Annotated in this window: 15 protein-coding genes and 2 tRNA genes; 3 read left to right on the forward strand and 14 right to left on the reverse strand. The window is 71.0% G+C overall.

All coding sequences use genetic code 11. The features are described 5' to 3' along the window. The first annotated feature begins 13 nt into the window (after positions 1–13). Positions 14–1,795 carry an adenylyl-sulfate kinase gene (gene cysC / locus H036_RS0101450; RefSeq protein WP_017932990.1) on the forward strand — a complete coding sequence of 594 codons (1,782 nt, stop codon included), beginning with the start codon at positions 14–16 and terminating at the stop codon, positions 1,793–1,795. Positions 1,796–1,857: 62 nt separating this feature from the next. After that, entirely contained in the window at positions 1,858–2,781 is a 924-nt protein-coding gene (locus H036_RS0101455) for a sulfite exporter TauE/SafE family protein (protein WP_017932991.1), read from the forward strand. A gap of 44 nt (positions 2,782–2,825) precedes the next feature. On the opposite strand, the gene H036_RS24120 is transcribed toward H036_RS0101455, so the two are convergent. The 14 genes from H036_RS24120 to H036_RS0101525 form a co-directional block, all read right to left on the reverse strand. Beyond that, positions 2,826–4,388, reverse strand: coding sequence for a glycoside hydrolase domain-containing protein (locus tag H036_RS24120; RefSeq protein WP_017932992.1), 1,563 nt, complete (start codon positions 4,386–4,388; stop codon positions 2,826–2,828). A 212-nt stretch (positions 4,389–4,600) separates the two neighbouring features. After that, positions 4,601–6,358 carry a DUF1906 domain-containing protein gene (locus H036_RS24125; RefSeq protein ID WP_157416927.1) on the reverse strand — a complete coding sequence of 586 codons (1,758 nt, stop codon included), beginning with the start codon at positions 6,356–6,358 and terminating at the stop codon, positions 4,601–4,603. An 86-nt stretch (positions 6,359–6,444) separates the two neighbouring features. Further along, positions 6,445–7,866: a glycoside hydrolase domain-containing protein gene (locus tag H036_RS24130; protein ID WP_081615393.1), complete on the reverse strand. Its 1,422-nt coding sequence runs from the start codon at positions 7,864–7,866 to the stop codon at positions 6,445–6,447. Positions 7,867–7,963: 97 nt separating this feature from the next. Beyond that, a complete protein-coding gene (locus H036_RS21480; protein ID WP_017932995.1) occupies positions 7,964–9,055 on the reverse strand; it encodes an acyltransferase family protein in 1,092 nt (363 codons plus the stop codon). A gap of 118 nt (positions 9,056–9,173) precedes the next feature. Then, positions 9,174–10,217, reverse strand: coding sequence for a UDP-N-acetylmuramate dehydrogenase (locus H036_RS0101480; RefSeq protein ID WP_017932996.1), 1,044 nt, complete (start codon positions 10,215–10,217; stop codon positions 9,174–9,176). Continuing rightward, complete coding sequence (locus H036_RS0101485; RefSeq protein ID WP_017932997.1) at positions 10,210–10,644, reverse strand: MaoC/PaaZ C-terminal domain-containing protein; 435 nt, start codon at positions 10,642–10,644, stop codon at positions 10,210–10,212. The genes H036_RS0101480 and H036_RS0101485 overlap by 8 nt, the downstream gene beginning before the upstream one ends. After that, positions 10,641–11,042: an FAS1-like dehydratase domain-containing protein gene (locus H036_RS0101490; RefSeq protein ID WP_017932998.1), complete on the reverse strand. Its 402-nt coding sequence runs from the start codon at positions 11,040–11,042 to the stop codon at positions 10,641–10,643. The genes H036_RS0101485 and H036_RS0101490 overlap by 4 nt, the downstream gene beginning before the upstream one ends. Before the next feature lie 134 nt (positions 11,043–11,176). Then, entirely contained in the window at positions 11,177–11,347 is a 171-nt protein-coding gene (gene rpmG / locus H036_RS0101495; RefSeq protein WP_017932999.1) for a 50S ribosomal protein L33, read from the reverse strand. Positions 11,348–11,396: 49 nt separating this feature from the next. Beyond that, positions 11,397–11,473 (reverse strand) — tRNA-Met (locus tag H036_RS0101500). 55 nt (positions 11,474–11,528) lie between these two features. After that, positions 11,529–11,601: transfer RNA gene (locus H036_RS0101505), tRNA-Thr, on the reverse strand. A gap of 82 nt (positions 11,602–11,683) precedes the next feature. Beyond that, positions 11,684–13,084: an amidase gene (locus tag H036_RS0101510; RefSeq protein ID WP_017933000.1), complete on the reverse strand. Its 1,401-nt coding sequence runs from the start codon at positions 13,082–13,084 to the stop codon at positions 11,684–11,686. A gap of 190 nt (positions 13,085–13,274) precedes the next feature. Further along, the gene (locus H036_RS0101515; RefSeq protein ID WP_017933001.1) at positions 13,275–13,985 is read right to left on the reverse strand and encodes an LrgB family protein; all 711 of its coding nucleotides are present in this window, start codon (positions 13,983–13,985) and stop codon (positions 13,275–13,277) included. After that, the gene (locus tag H036_RS0101520; protein ID WP_017933002.1) at positions 13,982–14,359 is read right to left on the reverse strand and encodes a CidA/LrgA family protein; all 378 of its coding nucleotides are present in this window, start codon (positions 14,357–14,359) and stop codon (positions 13,982–13,984) included. The genes H036_RS0101515 and H036_RS0101520 overlap by 4 nt, the downstream gene beginning before the upstream one ends. 7 nt (positions 14,360–14,366) lie before the next feature. Further along, entirely contained in the window at positions 14,367–15,539 is a 1,173-nt protein-coding gene (locus H036_RS0101525) for an ROK family protein (protein ID WP_017933003.1), read from the reverse strand. Positions 15,540–15,624: 85 nt separating this feature from the next. Here H036_RS0101525 and zwf point away from each other — a divergent pair, with 85 nt between their 5' ends. Then, entirely contained in the window at positions 15,625–17,106 is a 1,482-nt protein-coding gene (gene zwf / locus H036_RS0101530) for a glucose-6-phosphate dehydrogenase (protein WP_017933004.1), read from the forward strand.

Genomic DNA, 17,106 nt, shown 5'->3' on the forward strand with positions numbered 1-17,106 from the left:
AAGACTGAGCGCCGTGCCCGACGCGCCCCAATTCAACCCCACGCCCCGCGAGCTCGACGACCTCGAGCTGATCACCCATGGCGCCCTCGACGGTCCTTTCAACGCCCCCGGCAGCGTGGTCACGCTGACCCTGCCGGACGACGTCGCGGCGGCCGCCACCGAGGCCGGCGAGGTCGAGCTCGTCGATCCCGAGGGGCTCCCGTTGGCGCGGGTGAGCTGGCCGGCAGGTGACGTCACGCCGCTCGGCACTCCGGCGTACGGTCCGTTCCGCAGGCTGTACCTGACCCCGGCGCAAGTCCAGGAGCAGTACGCCGGACGCACGTTCGTCCCCGTCACCGGCCCGCTGACCCACGGCGAGCTCGCCGAGCTGGCGAGCGCCGGCCCCCTCGTCCTGCTGGCACTGGTGGGCTCCGGCACCCCCGACCTCTCGGCCGTGGCGCTGCTCCGGGCCACCCTCGCCGCCGCGGCTCAGCTGCCTGACGCGGCCGTGGTCGCCGTACCCCTTGCCGCGCACGGGGATCCCGAGGCCGATCACGCGCTCGGCGTGCAGGTGGTCGGCGCCTACGCCGGCACCGGTCGCGTGCAGGCACTGGGTGGACCAGGCGCTGGAGGTTCGTCCTCGACCGCCGAGAACGAGAGCGACGGCGAGGAGTTCCCCGACGAGATCGCCGCGATCATCGACGCCGACCGGCCAGCACCGGACGCGCAAGGCCTGGTGCTCTTCTTCACCGGGCTGTCCGGCTCCGGCAAGTCGACGCTGGCGCGTGCGCTGATGGACCGCCTGCTCGAGACCGGCCAGCGCACGGTCACCTCGTTGGACGGCGACGTCGTACGCCGCAACCTCTCGGCCGGGCTGACCTTCTCCAAGCAGGACCGGGAGACCAACATCCGCCGGATCGGCTGGGTCGCCGCGGAGATCTCCCGGCACGGCGGGGTGGCCGTGTGCAGCCCGATCGCACCGTTCGACGCCACCCGCCAGGACGTGCGCCAGTACGTCGAGGATGCGGGCGGCGCGTTCTTCCTCATCCACGTGGCCACGCCGCTGGAGGAGTGCGAGCGGCGCGACCGCAAGGGGCTCTACGCCAAGGCGCGGGCCGGCGTGATCCCGGAGTTCACCGGCATCTCCTCGCCGTACGAGGTGCCGGCGGATGCCGACGTCCGGGTCGACACCACCGGCCGGACGATCGAGGCGGCTCTGGACGACGTCCTGGCCGCGCTCCGCGAGGCCGGCTACCTCGACCTGGCGACCTCGACCGCCGAGCCGACCCCGTTGCGGGTGCTCTTCGTGTGCACCGCGAACATCTGCCGCTCGCCGTTCATGGAGCTGACCGCACGCCGGCTCGCGGGTGCGGACTCGGGGCTGCACTTCAGCAGCGCCGGCACGCACGGCTGGAACGACAAGCCGATGGACGCCGCCATGGTCGAGGTGCTGGCCGAGGGCCTGGAGGCCGGCGACTTCCGCAGCCGAACGGTCACTCGTGAGCTGCTGGAGGAGGCCGACCTGGTGCTCACGGCCGAGGCGGCCCAGCGCGGATACCTTCTGGAGGACCATCCCGCGCTCTTCCGCAAGATCTTCACGCTCGGGCAGGCGGCGGAGGCCGTCAGTCGGCTCGAGCCCGGCCTGACCCCGACCGAGGTCGTGGAGCGGCTGGGCTCCGCGCGAGGGAATGCCGACCCGGCCCTCGACGTACCGGACCCGTATCGACGTGGACCCGAGGCAGCGGCCGCCGCGGCCGAGCAGATCGGGCGGCTCCTGCAGACGGTCCTGCCTGCGCTGAGCGGGCACCGCCGCTAGCCAGAAGGTCGACTAGTCTCTGGATCCGACCAACTGAATCGACCAACGGAAGAAGTCGTAGGGTGCACGATCTCTTCACCACGTCGGCGCTGGACGTCCTCATCGTCAGCTTCGGCATCGGCATCGTCGTCGGCCTGACCGGCATGGGCGGCGGAGCGCTGATGACCCCTGCCCTGATCCTGCTCGGCATCAACCCGAGCACCGCCGTGGCCAACGACCTGGTCGCGGCCTCGGTCAACAAGAGCGTCGGGGCGGCGGTGCACTGGCGGCACGGCTCCCCCAACCTGCGACTGGCCGGGTTCTTGGTGATCGGCTCGGTGCCCTTCGCGTTCCTCGGCACGTTCATCACCCGCTGGGTCGGCGACCAGGAGACGTTCCTCAAGACGGCGCTGGGCTGCGCGCTGCTGTTCGCCGCGGCGACCTACACCCTGCGGATGTATCTCCAGCTGCGGCACGTCACCAGCGGCAACGCCGCTCCCGAGGGCGACCCCCGGATCCGGCCACTGCTGACCATCGCGATCGGCGCGGTAGGCGGCCTCCTCGTCGGCATCACCTCGGTCGGCTCCGGCTCGGTCATCATGATCGCGCTGCTGCTGCTCTACCCGACCCTCTCGGCGGTGAAGCTGGTCGGCACCGACCTGGTCCAGGCCGTGCCGCTGGTGCTCTCGGCCGCGATCGGCCAGTGGATCAACCACGGCGTCGAGTGGTCGGTGCTGATCCCGTTGATCGTCGGCGGCTCCCCGGGCACGCTGCTCGGCTCGCGGATGGCGCGCTGGGTCTCGCAGTCGGTGATCCGGCGCGGCATCGTCATCGTGCTGACCATGTCCGGCGCGAAGATGCTCGGCGCGGGCTCCAACGCGCTGCTGATCATCGCCGGCGCGATGCTGCTGCTCGGCCCGCTGGTGTGGGGCTTCGTGCGTCAGACCCGCGGCATCCCGGCGTTCGACAACAACTCCGGCGCCTGGCGGCTGGTGGACCGCAACTAGCTTGGGGGCGGCGGTTCTGACACCAGGGGTCACAACCGACGGCCTCAGCGCGGTGCCAGCGCGAACCCGTCCACCGCGATCCGTGCGGAGCGCGCGACCAGCGTGACAGCACCGGCACGCGGCGAGGGCGCCCAGCGCATGCCACCGGCGCGCAGCACGCCCACGCGGTGACCGCCGACGCGGACCGTCACCGCGCCCCTCCCCCTCAGCAGTACGCCGACTGCTCCCGGCTCGGCGTGCCCGAGCCGCAGCACGGCATGGCGCCGCCGGGCAGTCGTCACCGCGTGTCGGTAGGCGCCGCGGACGCGGGTCCGGTGCCAGCCGTGGCCGTGCCGCAGCAGGCGGTCATCGGCCAGCCGACTGGTGCACTGCCGGCTCCAGCCGGTGGCGTTGCCGGCCGCGTCGCTGGCACGCATCCGCACGCAGACCTGCTCCCCGGCGCGGAGCTGGAGCCGCACCGTTCGGGGACTCGCGGCCGGAGCGCTCCAGGCAGCGACGGGCGCGCCGGAGGCCGTGCGGCGTACCTGCATCTGGAGGGCGACGCGCGCCGACACGTCGTCGACGGCCGCCCAGCGCAGCGCGGCGTGCTTGCGGGTCGTCACGGCGGTGGACTCGCCTGTGGTGAGGATCGGTGCGGCGGTGTCAGGCGTCGTCGTACGGGTCGCGGTCCAGACGCCGTCGTCCACCACGCTGTCGTCGACGTGCAGGCGCTTGCCGCCGTAGCGACGAGTGACGTCGAGGGCGAACTGGTTGGCCCGGCGCCCGTGCCACGCCTTGCCCGGAAGCGCCCGCACGGCGGTGGACGCCGACCCGTTGGCCGTGACCGCCCAGAGCACGTCGGGCTGGACGTAGTCGGCACCGGCGTGCAGGAGGTCGCGACCCAGTGAGGTCGGCGAACCGTAGATGCCGGCGCGCCGGCCGAGCTGGTGCAGTCGCATGGTCCAGCCGAGGAAGAAGGACCGCACTGCCGCGCCACAGCCGGCGCCGTACTGCTCCATGTCGTACACCACCGGAGCCGTGCTCAGCCCCAGCTTCGCCGTCGCGCGGGCGGCGACATCAGCTGCCGCGACGCCCTGTCGCTGGGCCCTGACGGGGTCGGCGCTCATCGCGTGGAAGCGACCGCTCTGGCACCGTCGCGGCGCCTGGGCGCCCAGGTAGATCGGCAGGACGTTCCAGCCGCCCGCGCGGACGTGTGCCACCCACGGCGCGGTGAGGTGTCGCTGGACCTTGTCGAATCGGTCGTCGACGGCCCGTGCCACGTGCACGTAGACCCCGATGGCGCGGTACGGCGAGGTCCCCTGCCAGCTTCGGACCGTGCGAAGCGGCGGCGCGCTCGCCATGTCCATCATGAGATGGGTACCGGTCGCCGGCGAGGGCAGCGAAGCGACCGGCTCGGTCGCGGTGCGCTCGACCCCACCCCGCGATACCTCCGGAGCCCGGGCGACGCCGAGGCTCGCCTGCGCACGGTGGGTCGGCGAGTGCGCCGCGAGCGGTGAATCGTCGAGCAGCAGCGCCAGCGTCAAAGCCAGTACGACCGCGAGTGCGGTCAGGCCGCCGGCGAGAAGTCCGGTGCGGGCACGGCGTCGTGGCGTCGTCGTGCTGGTCATGCTGTGCCTCCAAAATCACCGGCGGAAGAGACCCTCTCTCACGCGCGGCGCAGCGACGCTAACCCGATGCTCGGGCGTTCGCCGAAAGAACGGAGACGCCGGCCGGACACACCTCGATGGCCCGATCGAGTCACCGACGGGCTATGCCGATCGGGGCCCGATCGGTCGATCTGCGCAGGTCAGCGCGGGGTTGGGCCGGCGCGGACGCCGGCTCAGCGGGGGGTCAGCACGAAGCCGTCGACCAACACCTTTCGACGGTTCACTGTGGTGAGAGTCACCTTGCCCTTCCGGGGAAGCGCTACCCAGTGGGTCCCCGTACCCCTTAGGATGCCGACCCGCTTTCCGCCGACCTTGACGAGGAGCTGGCCACGGCCGGACATGGTCACCGCGAGGCGGCCACCCGCCGTACGGCCGAGGTTGAGCACCGCGTGCGAGCGCTTGCCGGTGGTCACGGTGCGCCGGTAGGCCGCACGCGCGTGGCCACGGTGCCAGCCGGCACCCGGCTTGGCCGATCGGTCGTCGTCGAGCCTGCTGGTGCAGTCAGCGAAGGTCCAGTCGGACGCGTTGCCGGCGGCGTCCACGGCGCGCACCTGCGCGCAGACCTGCTCGCCGCGACGGATCTTGACCGCGGTGCTGGCGCGCGTCGAGGGCGGCATCGACGCGGGCGCGCTCCAGACCCCGGCGGCGTGGCCACCGGCCGTGTGCCGGGTGCGGAGCTGATAGCTGGCGATCCCGGAGCCGGCGTCCACACCGGACCAGGCGAAGCTCGTCGTACCGGTCCGGATCAGGTCCGGCGCATTGCCCATCGCCACGATCGGGGCGGTCGTGTCAGGGGGCGGGTCCGAGCGAGTGCTGCTCCAGACGGTGCTGTCGACGGCGGTCTCATCGACCGTCAGCGACGTCGCGCCGTAGGTCCGCGTGACATCGAAGATGTACTGGTTGGCCACCTTCCAGGTGGCCGCAGGAAGGTCGGAGACCGAGTTGACGGCGGCCCGGCGGTTGTTGGTCGCAGCCCAGAACAGGTCCGGCAGTACGTACGTCGGATCAGCCGCGGCGGCATCGGTGAGGTCGTGGGCGGCCGACTTCGGGACCCCGTAGACGCCGGCCGTGCGGTTGAGCGCGTGGAGCTCGGTCGTCCAGCCGAGCAGGAACGCCTGGACGGCGGTGCTGCACCCGGTGGTGTAGGCCTCGAGGTCGTAGACGACAGGCAGCGCGGCGTCGATGCCGAGGTTGTTCGCCTCGCCGACCGCCTCGCCGGCCGCGTCGGCACCTTGGCTCTGCGCCGTCTCGGCATCGCTGGCCATGGCATGGAAGGAGCCGGTCTCGCATGCGGTCGGCGCCTGGAGGCCGACGTAGATCGGGACCACGTGCCAGCCACCCTCCAGCACGGCGGTGACCCACGGTTGGGTCAGGTTGCTCTGGACCTTGTCGTGTCGGTTGTCGGCTGATGGGTCGACGGGCACATAGACGCCGATGGCGTCGTACGGAGCGCTCCGCTGCCAGGCCTGCACCGTGGCAAGAGCCGGGGCCGAGCCGGTATCCACCATCAGGTGCGTGCCGGCGGCGGGTGTCGGCCCCGTCGCGGTGTGCTTGATGGCCAAGGTGACGTTGACGGAAGCGTGGCTCACCGTGTCGGTGAAGGTCAGCGTGTAGGTGCCGAAGGGGTCGCCGTTGCTCCACACCCAGACCCAGTCGAACGCGCCGGACGCGCCGGCCTGGTGGGTCTTGGTGTACGCGCCCGCGTAAGGGCTGCCGTTGACTCGGACGGTCACGTTCACCGAGGCGTTCGCGGTGAAGCCGCTGCCCGATCCGCGGAATGCGGTCAGCTCGTCACCGGCGTACGTCGAGACGCTGACCGTCGGGCTCGCAGCCGGGGCAGCCTGCGCCGGCGCGGCACCGAGGGCACCGCCCACCATGCCGGTCAGCACGGCGAGAAGCACCGCGACGAGGCCAACCCGGATCCGAGACACCCAGCGAGGCTAACCCCGAGAACGAGCTCGGGCGTTGGTTTCGACCCCTGAGGGTCGAAACCAACGCCCGATTCGGGTGAGACGACTCAGACCTGCGCCAGCGCCAGGCCGTCGATCGCCACCTTGTGCTTCGAGACGGTCTTGAGCCGGATCACGCCGTGGTGGGCCTTCGTCAGGTGCAGCCACTGCAGTCCGCTGCCGGAGACGGTGCCGACCTTGTGATGCCCGATCAGGACGTTCACCGTGCCGGTGCCGTGCAGCAGCACGCCGATCGAGCGGGCGTGCACCTTGCCGGTGCTCAGGGTCAGCCGCTTGTGCTTGGCCACCATCGTGGTGCGGCCGTACGCCGCGGCGTTGTGGGCCTTGTGCCAGCCCTTGCTCGCGCTGAGGCGACGATCGTCGGCGTACCGCGTGGTGCAGACGGTGCGCGACCATCCGCTGGTGTTGCCCGCCCGATCGGTGGCGCGGACCTGCAGGCAGTACTGCTCCCCGCCGCTGAGCTTGGTGTGCCGCACGCTCGCCGACACCGTCTTCGCCTTGCTCCACTTGCCCAAGGACTTGCCGAAGCCGGCGTCCTTGGTGCGGACCTGGTAGTGCGCCACGCCGCTGCCGCCGGTATCGGCCCCGGTCCAGTCGACGCTCACCTTGGCGTTGCCGGTGGCGGGCGCGATCGTCGGCATCGTGACCGTGGGCGCGGTGGTGTCCCACACGAAGTCGTCGACGGCGCTCTCATCGATGTTGATCGAGGCGCCGCCGTAGGTGCGGGTCACGCCGAGGTTGAACTGGTTGAGCCGCTTGCCGCTCCAGGTGCCGTTGGCCAGCGGCGGCAGCGAGGCGGTCTGCGCCTGGCCGCTGGCCGTGGCGACCCAGACGACGTCGGGACTGACCTGGCCGTGTGCGGGCAGCGATGCCACGTCGGTGATGGTGCTGGCTCGCGAGCCGTAGATGCCCGACATCCGGCCCAGCTCGTGCAGCTTGGTCGTCCAGGCCGCGTAGAACGCCCGCAGCGCGGTGCTGCAGCCGCTGTTGTAGGCCTCCATGTCGTAGACGATCGGCGCACCTGCGGAGAGACCGAGCGCCTTGGCCGAGGCGGCCGCGTCGGCCGCCGCGTCCCGGCCCTGCTGGGCGGCGGTGGTGGCGTTGTTGCTGACGTAGTGGAAGGACCGGGTGGTGCACTTGTTCGGCGCCTGCCGGCCGACGTAGATCGGCAGGACCTGCCAACCGCCGCCTCGCACCGCGCTGACCCACGAGGAGGTGAGGTTGGTCTGGGCCTTGTCGTAGCGGTCGTCCACCGAGGCGGAGACCGGGATGTAGACGCCGATGGCGGAGTAGGGCGACTTCTGCTGCCAGGTCTTCATCGTCGTCGGTGACGGTGCGGAGGCAGCATCCATCATCAGATGGGTACCGGGGCTGGGAGTCGGGGGTCCCGCTGCGTTAGCGGCCGGCACTGCGAGCATCGCCGTACCCGCGAGCACGACGGCGGCAGCGGCCAGAGTCTTGACGCGCATGAGAGGGAATGGGTCCTTCCGGGTCCGAGAGGGGTGATGGCTCTGGGGCTCAGCGACGGACTCAGCGCGATGCTCAGCCGGACACTCAGCGAGGGGCTCAGCGAGAAGCGCGGCCCCGGTTGAGGATGGGCTTCTCGACGAGTCGCCAGGAGAGCTCGGCGACGCCGAGCGAGGCCACAGCGAGGGCGACCTTCCCGGCCAGGTCGATGCCCGGGAAGAAGTACGGCGCCGACAGCGCGATCGGCACGCTCCACAGATAGATGCCGTAGGACCGGCGGCCGAACCAGGCGACCACGGCTGAGACGCTCACGCCGCTCGAGCCGCTCGAGCCGTCGCTGCGCAGGGCCAGACCGGCGAGCAGCAGGACGACGCCGAGCGGCAGGCCGACCGTCGGGCCGATGACGTTGTGGTTGAGGTCGCTGGCGATCAGGCCGACCACGACGGCGGCGCTCAGCGCCCACCCGGCCGCGACCATGTCGATCCGCGGGAGCCGGATCCCGCTGTGCGCCAGCACGGCGATCGCGCAGCCGGCGAGCAGCGCGTCCGCGCGAGCGTCGGTGCCCTCGTAGATGCGCAGCGGCGCCGCACCGGAGGCGTAGAGCGACCAGCGCACCGCGGTGGACGCGAGCATCAGGACCGCGAGCGCGGGAGCCAGCCGGATCGGCCGGACCGCGCGTAGCGCCAGCACCAGCAGGACCGGCCAGACCAGGTAGAACTGCTCCTCGATCGCCAGGCTCCAGGTGTGCTGCACCCACGTCATCTGTACGCCGTTGATGTAGGCCCAGTTGCTGACGTAGAGCAGCACCGACTCCAGTGAGCCCTTCCACTGCACGCCGAGGTGCGCCTTGACCGCGGAGACCACCACGATCATCACCACCATCGCCGGCAGCAGCCGCCGCGCGCGTCGGACGTAGAACGCCTTGAAGTCGATGCGGCCCTTGTCGCGACGCTCCTCCAGGAGCAGCGCGGTGATCAGGAAGCCCGAGAGGACGAAGAAGATGCTGACGCCGATCGAACCCTCCGAACGCCACCCGTGACGCAGGTGGCTGATCATCACCATCAGGATGGCGATGCCACGTACGACATCGAGTCCCGGACGCCGTCCCAGCCGCCACTGACGCTGCTCGGCAGCGCTGTCGACAGACGCGGCGGTCTGCGGGCGCGACGGTGCGACGAGGGTGGTGGGCATGGCCCCACGGTGCCCCACGCCCCTGTCCCTCACACAATCGGACGCTGAGAATTGGCTAGGAGTGGGGCGCTGTTGCGTGCGTTTGGTTGGGGTGAAGCGCCGTTGGCTCGGGTAACACTCAGAGACGAACGCCCACCATCACCGGCTCGTTGACGAGTTCGATCCCGAACCTCGCGACCACGCCGCCCTGGATCTCCCGGGCGAGTGCGAGCAGGTCGGCCGTGGTCGCCTCGCCGCGGTTGGTGAGCGCCAGGGTGTGCTTGGTGGACAGCGAGACCGGTCCGGAGCCTGGATAGCCCTTGCCGTAGCCGGCGTGCTCGATCAGCCAGGCCGCCGAGGTCTTCGCGGTGCCATCGCCCTGCGGCCAGGACGGCGCGCCGGCGGGGACCTGGTCGAGGGGCACGACCGGATTGGTGAAGAACGAGCCGGCGCTCCAGGTGTCGTGGTCCGCGGCATCGAGCACCATGCCCTTGCCGCGGCGCAGCCCGAGCACCGCCTGCCGTACGTCGGCCAGCGGGGCGCGCTCGCCGATCTCGACGCCGAGGGTCCGGGCGAGCTCGGCGTACGCGATCGGGGCCGACAAGGTGCCCAGTCGCAGCTGGAAGGTCACCGAGAGCACGACGTGGCGCTCAGGGTCGGCCTTGAAGCGCGAGTGCCGGTAGCCGAAGAGGCACTCGGCTGCCGCGAAGGTCCGCACGCCGCGCAGCATCCGGTCCCAGACCCGCACCTGCGCGATGGTCTGGGAGACGTCCTGCCCGTAGGCGCCGACGTTCTGGATCGGCGTGGCGCCGGCCGAGCCCGGGATGCCGGAGAGAGCCTCGAGGCCCACCCAGCCGCGCTCGACGGCCCGGTCGACGACGTCGTCCCACGCCTCCCCCGCGGCCACCGTCACCATCGCGCCGCCACACGTCGGGTCGGGGTCGTCATGATCGCTGGTGATCCCCCGCGTGCCCACCTCGACCACGGTGCCGTCGAAGCCGGCGTCGGCGACGACCAGGTTGCTGCCGCCTCCGAGCACGAGCAGGCGCTCCCCGGCCGCATCGGCCGCCGCGACGGCCTCGATCAGCTCGGCCTCGGTGGTGGCGCTCACCCATGCCTTCGCCGGGCCGCCGAGGCGCAGGGTGGTGTGCTCGGCGAGCCGGGCCGGGCCGGGCTCAGCCACGCACGACCGCCTTGGGCATGCCGAGGACCTTGTCCGCGCCGCAGCGAACCTCCATCGCGATGCTCACCGTGCCATTGTCGCGGGTCACCTTCGTCGCCGCGATCTCGACCACGACGCCCTGCTCGTCATCGGGTACGACGACGGGTGCGGTGAACTTCGCCCCCAGCTCGAGCACCTCCGCGCCGCCGGTCCAGGCCGCGACAGCGGAGCCGACCAGGCCGAGGGTGAGCATCCCGTGCGCGATCACGCCCGGAAGGCCGACCGCGCCGGCCACCCGGTCCGACCAGTGGATCGGGTTGAAGTCGCCCGAGGCTCCGGCGTACCGGACCAGGTCGGCCCGGGTGAGGGTGAACCGCTGCGGCTCGAACTCCACGCCCGCCACGTCCGCCGAGCCTGTCGAGCCTGCCGAGCCTGTCGAGGCGCTCATGCCGCACCTTCCTCGGTCGTGCCGGTGTGGACCAGGGTCGCCTTGGCCTCGCAGACCACCTCGCCGGCGGCGTCGGTGATGGTGGAGAGCGTGCCGATCACGTCGGCGCCACCCAGGCTGCGCAGGGTTGCGACCCGCAGCGTCGCGGTCAGCTCATCGCCGACGACCAGCGGTCGGCGATAGCTGAAGCGCTGCTCGCCGTGCACGATCCGCTCCAGCGAGGCGCCGACGTCGGCGAGGAAGGCCAGCATCGCGTCGTTGAGTAGCAGGATCGGGAAGGTCGGGGGCACGCCGGTGCCACGCCACTGGGTAGCGGTGGCGAACTCGGTCACCTTGGCGGTGCTGACGACGTAGGGCCCGACGGGCGGGAAGGTCCGGTCGACGACGGTGGGGTCCATGCCGCCCGACGCTAGCGGTTACCGCTCAGTCCTCGAAATGCGATCGGGAATGCAGCGATGCCCCGACCGGTCGGTCGGGGCATCGCGCGCTTGGTCCGGGGAGGAGCCGCAGCTCTCCCCGGATCAGCGTGATGTCAGCGGGTCTCGCGGTGCGCCTGGTGCTTGCGGCAACGCGGGCAGAACTTCGCCAGCTCGAGCCGATCAGGGTCGTTGCGGCGGTTCTTCTTGGTGATGTAGTTCCGCTCCTTGCACTCCACGCATGCGAGAGTGATCTTCGGGCGAACGTCGCTGCTCTTGCTGGCCACTTTGAAGTCCTTCGGTCATTGCTGTCGGCTGCCCCAGATCCGGGCTCTGTGGTAGCGAGGGCGGGACTCGAACCCGCGACACCACGATTATGAGTCGTGTGCTCTAACCACCTGAGCTACCCCGCCAGGGCGGGCATCAGGAAGGCCCGCCAGACTACTCCAGCGGGCTTCCGTTACCCAGAGCCCCTTTACGGAATCGAACCGTAGACCTTCTCCTTACCATGGAGACGCTCTGCCGACTGAGCTAAAGGGGCGAACGACGAGAACAGTACAGATGCTCGTTGGCGGTGCCAAATCGAGGCCGTTTCACGCTCAAACAGGCCGATTCGGGGCAGATCACGCGTCCTGGATCCGGGCGAATCCGAAAGCCTCCTCGAGCTCGTAGGACAACCCGAGCAGCAGTCCCTCGCAGCCCATCCCGGCCCCGAACATCATTCCCTGCGGCAATCCGCGCGACGTGGTCTGCAGCGGCAGCGACACGGCCGGCAACCCGGTGATGTTCTGCCACGGCGTGAAGGACACCCACGCCATCAGGCGGTCGAGGATCTCCTCGAAGTCGAGCGTCGGGTCGAGGTGGCCCACCTCGGGCGTCTCGGCGGACACCGTCGGGGTGAGGACCACGTCGTACGTCTGGTGGAAGTCCTCGGCGAGCGCGCGGGCCTGCTGCAGTCGTCGTACGGCGCCGGGCAGTCGACGCACGCTGCGGGTGGAGTAGTGCGCCAGCCCGATGGTGAGGTTGTCCAGCCTGGTGGCGTCCCAGGTCGAACCGTGCAGGCCGCCGCTGCGGATGACCAGGTTGGCCAGCAGGCTCCAGTAGGTGATGAAGTCCACCCCGATACCCGGCGGGACCGGCGCCTCGACCTCTTCCACCCGATGGCCGAGCTCCTCGAGCTGACGGGCGGTCTTCAGGGTCAGGTCGGCCACCTCGGGGCTCGCCGAGCGCCCATCGGCCGTGGTGCAGACCGCGATCCGCAGCCGTCGGCGGCTGGGACCGCCGATGTCGCCGATCGGCCGCAACCCCGACGCCGGCTTGATCAGCTCGGCTTCACGCAGGAACGCGGCGGTGTCGCGCACGGTGCGGGTCAGTACGCCGTCGGCGACGAGCCGGATCGGCATCAACCGGAAGTAGGCGTCCTGGGCCACCCGGTCACGCGACGGCTTCAGCCCGACCAGGCCGTTGACGGAGGCGGGGATGCGGATCGAGCCGCCGCCGTCGTTGCCGTGCGCCAGCGGCACCGCGCCGGCCGCGACCAGCGCCGCCGAACCCGCCGAGGAGGCGCCGGCGACCCGGGAGGTGTCCCACGGGCTGCGCACCGCCCCGAGACGAGGATGCTCGGCGGCTCCGGAGAAGCCGTACTCGGAGAGCTGGCTCTTGGCGACCGGAACGACACCGGTCTTGAGGAACATGTGGGCGAAGTCGCCCGTACGCCGGGCGTTGGTCGCGACGTAGGCATCGGTGCCGTGCTGGGTCGGCAGGCCGACGAGGTCGACGTTGTCCTTGATCAGCGTCGGCACGCCCGCGAAGGCGCCGGTGCGCTTGTGTCCGGCCAGGTCGCGGGCCTGGTCATACATCCGCAGCGCCACCGCATTGAGCGTGCCGTCCACCCGCTCGATCCGCTCGATCGCGGCCTCGACCACCTCCAGCGCGCTCAGCTCGCCGCCGGCGATCGCCTCTGCCACGCCGACAGCATCGAGGTCGCTCAGGGCGTCGTCGGTGAAGGTGTGCAGGCGTGCCATGTGGTCACGTTACCCGCCGGTCTGGTTCTGTCAGGCGCTCGCCCGGCGGGGGTGCTGGCGGGGTAACACGTCGTTCGCCCAGGTAGACGGTCGTTGCAACGACCGTCTACCTGCTGCAACAGCGTGTTACCGACCCCGACAGCGTGTTACCGACCCCGACAGCGTGTTACCCCGACCGCGCCCCTGAGACTCACAGCAGCGCCGCCGCGACGACCGGCAGCACGAGGCAGGTCAGCAGCGCGGTCAGCCCCATGCTCAGCCCAGCGAATGCGCCCTCGGCGGCATCGTCGTGGAGCGCCCGCGACGTACCGATCCCGTGCGAGACGGCCCCCAGAGCCAACCCCCGGGCGCGATGGTCGCGGATCCGCAGCAGGTCGAGCACCGTCGGCCCGGCGACCGCACCGAGCGTGCCGACCAGGATCGCGAAGACCGCCGCGAGCGCGGGGATGCCGTCGAAGCGGTCGGCGAGGGCGATCGCCACGGGCGTCGTGGTCGCCTTCGGCGCCATCGTGCGGGCGAGCGTCTCGCCACCGCCACACCATTCCACCAGCAGGATCCCGCCCGCGGTGGAGACGACCGTGCCTGCCAGGAGTCCCAGCAGCATCGGTACGGCGAGGCCACGCAGCCGGCGGCTCTGGCGGTGCAGCGGGATCGCCAGCGCGACGGTCGCCGGACCGAGGAAGAAAGCGATCAGTCCGGTTGCCGAGCGATATACGGCATAGCTCGTCCCGGTGGCCTCGATCGCGACGCAGACGATCACCAGCGCGACCAGTACCGGCTGAGCGAGCGGGTGACCGGTTCGGGCGCGCAGGCGCCGGCCGAGCTCGTAGGCGGCGAGCGTGAGCACCAGCCACGGCAGCGGGGAGGTGTGCAGCCACACCCAGGTCGCGTGCAGCCTCACTCGACCTCCTCCGGCACGGCCCCGCCCGTTGTCGCGCGACCACGCACCAGCAGCGTGACGATCCAGCCGACCGATGCGAGCGCCACCAGCCAGGTGCCGAGCAGGCCCACCGCGATCGGCAACGCGTGCTGGCGCAGCAGTGTCAGGTAGACGACCACCCCGGCTCCCGCCGGCACGAAGAAAAGCTGCAGGTGCGAGAGCAGGAAGTCACCGGCGCGCACCACCGGGCTGTCGTCACCGACCCGGCGCCAGCGCAGCACCACGAAGAGGAGCACCATCCCTACGACGGCGCCGGGGATCGGCGCGTCGGTCAGCCGGACCACGATCTCGCCGGCGAGCTGACAGGCCAGCAACCAGAGCAGGCCGACGATCACGAGCCGCTCAGTCGTCGGTGCTGTCGATGGTCCCGAGCCGCTGGTCCACGCTGCCCGGCGCCAGGATGTGGTCGATGGCCAGCGCTGCGCAGCCCACCAGGCCGGAGGAGTCGCCGTGGATGGCCGGCACGAAGCGGAGGTCGCGGGTGGCCAGCGCGGTCGAGCGGGCATAGACGCTCTCCCGCACACCGGCGGTGTAGAGATCGAAGGCCTGGCCCATGTCGCCGCCGACCACGACCACCTCGGGGTTGAGCAGGTTGATCGCGATCGCGAGCAGCTCGCCGAGGTGTCGCCCGGACTCGCGCAGCAGCCCACGGGCGACGGCGTCGCCGGCCAGGGCCGAGGCGACCAGGTCACGGACGTGACCGGCCGGGACCCCCGAGTCGACCAGCTTGGCGACCAGAGCCCAGCCTGCGGCGACGGTCTCCAGGCAGCCGTTGGAGCCGCAGCGACACGGCAGGTCGCCGGCGGCGTCGAGGCGGGTGTGGCCGATCTCACCGGCGGCGCCGATCGCACCGGCCAGGATCTGCCCGTCCGCGATGACGCCGAGGCCGAGGCCGGTCGAGGCCTTCACCACCAGCGCGTTGCGCGGCTTGGGCCCGGGCCCGAACAGCTCGGAGCGCGCCAGCACGTCGGCGTCGTTGGCCAAGAAGATCGGCGCGTCGGCGACCTCCTTGAAGTAAGGCGCCAGCTCGACCCCGTCCCAGCCGCCCATCACCGGCGAGTCAACGCTCACGCAGCGGACCGGGTCCACCACGCCGGGCAGGCTCATCCCGATGCCGAGCACCGGCGGCTCGACGGTGGCAAGCATGGCGGTGAGCCGCTCGGCCAGCTGCGGCATCAGCTCCTCGGCGGCGATGCCGACGCCGTGGTCCCGGGTGTCACCCGCCAGCTCGCGGCCCTGCAGGTCGAAGATCGCCAGCTGGCTGCGGCTGCGGCCGACGGCCACGCCGAGCACGACGCCCGCGTCGTGGTTGAAGACCAGCGCCCCGGGGGGACGGCCACCGGTGGAGGCCAGCTCCTCACCGAGCACGAGCAGGCCGGCGTCGAGGAGTGCGGAAACCCTCGCCACCACCGCCGTACGGGAGAGGCCGGTCAATCGACGCAGGTCGGTACGGGTGCTCGCCTGGCCCGTACGGACCAGCTCGAGCAGCTCACCGGCAGTTGCCATCTCGGACATGCGGGGGATCATAGAGGGATACTTATGTCGCAAAAAAACCGATGTCCTGCTTGTATCGATCCAAAATCAGTGGGACCGTAATCACATGCATCTGCCAGAGGCCTGTGACTTCGTCGTCTTCGGTGGCACGGGCGACCTCGCGCTGCGTAAGTTGCTGCCCGCGCTCTACCAATGCGTCGTCGAGGACCGGCTGCCCGCCGACACCCGCGTCATCGCCGTCTCGCGTAGTGAGCTGGACGACGACGCCTATCGCTCGCAGGTGCGGCTCGCCCTCGCCGAGCACGTCTCCCCCGAGCACCACGACCTCGGCGCCGTCGAGCGCCTTCTCTCCCAGCTGCACCACGTCGCCGTCGACGTCGAGGACGACCACGACTGGCACACGCTCTTCGGCATGCTCAAGGACCGGCCGGGCGCCGAGAACACCGTCCGGATCTTCTACCTGGCCGTGGCGCCGTCGCTGTTCGGGCCCATCTGCCGTCACCTGGGCCAGGGCGGGCTGGCCGATGCGCCCGCACGCGTGGTGCTGGAGAAGCCGATCGGGCACGACCTCGCCTCGGCACGCGCGGTCAACGACGTGGTCGGCAGCGTCTTCGACGAGTCCCAGATCTTCCGCATCGACCACTACCTGGGCAAGGAGTCGGTGCAGAACCTGCTGGTCACCCGCTTCGCCAATACCTTCCTCGAGCCGCTGTGGAACAGCCACTCGATCGATCACGTCCAGATCACCGTCAGCGAGACCCTCGGCGCCGGCGCGCGGGCCGGCTACTACGACCGCTCCGGAGCCATGCGCGACATGGTGCAGAACCACCTGCTCCAGCTGCTGTGCCTGGTCGCGATGGAGCCACCGATCGAGATCGGTGGCGGGCGTGAGGACGTCCGCGACGAGAAGCTCAAGGTCCTCCAGGCGCTGCGGCCGATGCGGCCCGAGGACGTCGACCGCGACACCGTCCGCGGTCGCTACGCCGCCGGCTGGGTCGCGGGCCAGCCCGTCCCCGGGTACGTCGAGGAGCTCGGCGAGGCAGGCCGGGACTCGCTGACCGAGACCTACGTCGCGCTGCGCGCCGAGGTGCAGAACTGGCGCTGGGCCGGCGTCCCCTTCTACCTGCGCACCGGCAAGCGGCTGGACCGCCGCGCCTCGGAGATCGTGGTCGTGTTCAAGGATGCGCCGTACGACCCGTTCCGCCAGCGCGAGGGAGCCACCGAGCCCAACCGGCTCACCATCCAGGTGCAGCCCGAGGAGGGCATGCGCATCCACCTCAACGCCAAGGAGCCGGGCCCCGGCGGCTACCGGCTCAAGCCCGTCTCGCTGGACCTGAGCTACGCGAACGCCTTCGACAAGCGCTCCCCCGACGCCTACGAGCGGCTGCTCATGGACGTCATCCGCGGCAACATGACGCTCTTCATGCGGCGCGACGAGGTCGAGGCCGCCTGGGCGTGGTGCGAGCCGATCCTGCGGCACTGGGAGTCCTCCGCGATGCCGCCCAAGACCTACCCGGCCGGTTCGGCCGGACCGACCGCCTCGTTCACGCTCATCGAGCGTGACGGCCGATCCTGGCAGGAGTCCTGA

Source organism: Nocardioides sp. Iso805N (assembly GCF_000364605.1).
GTDB lineage: Bacteria > Actinomycetota > Actinomycetes > Propionibacteriales > Nocardioidaceae > Nocardioides.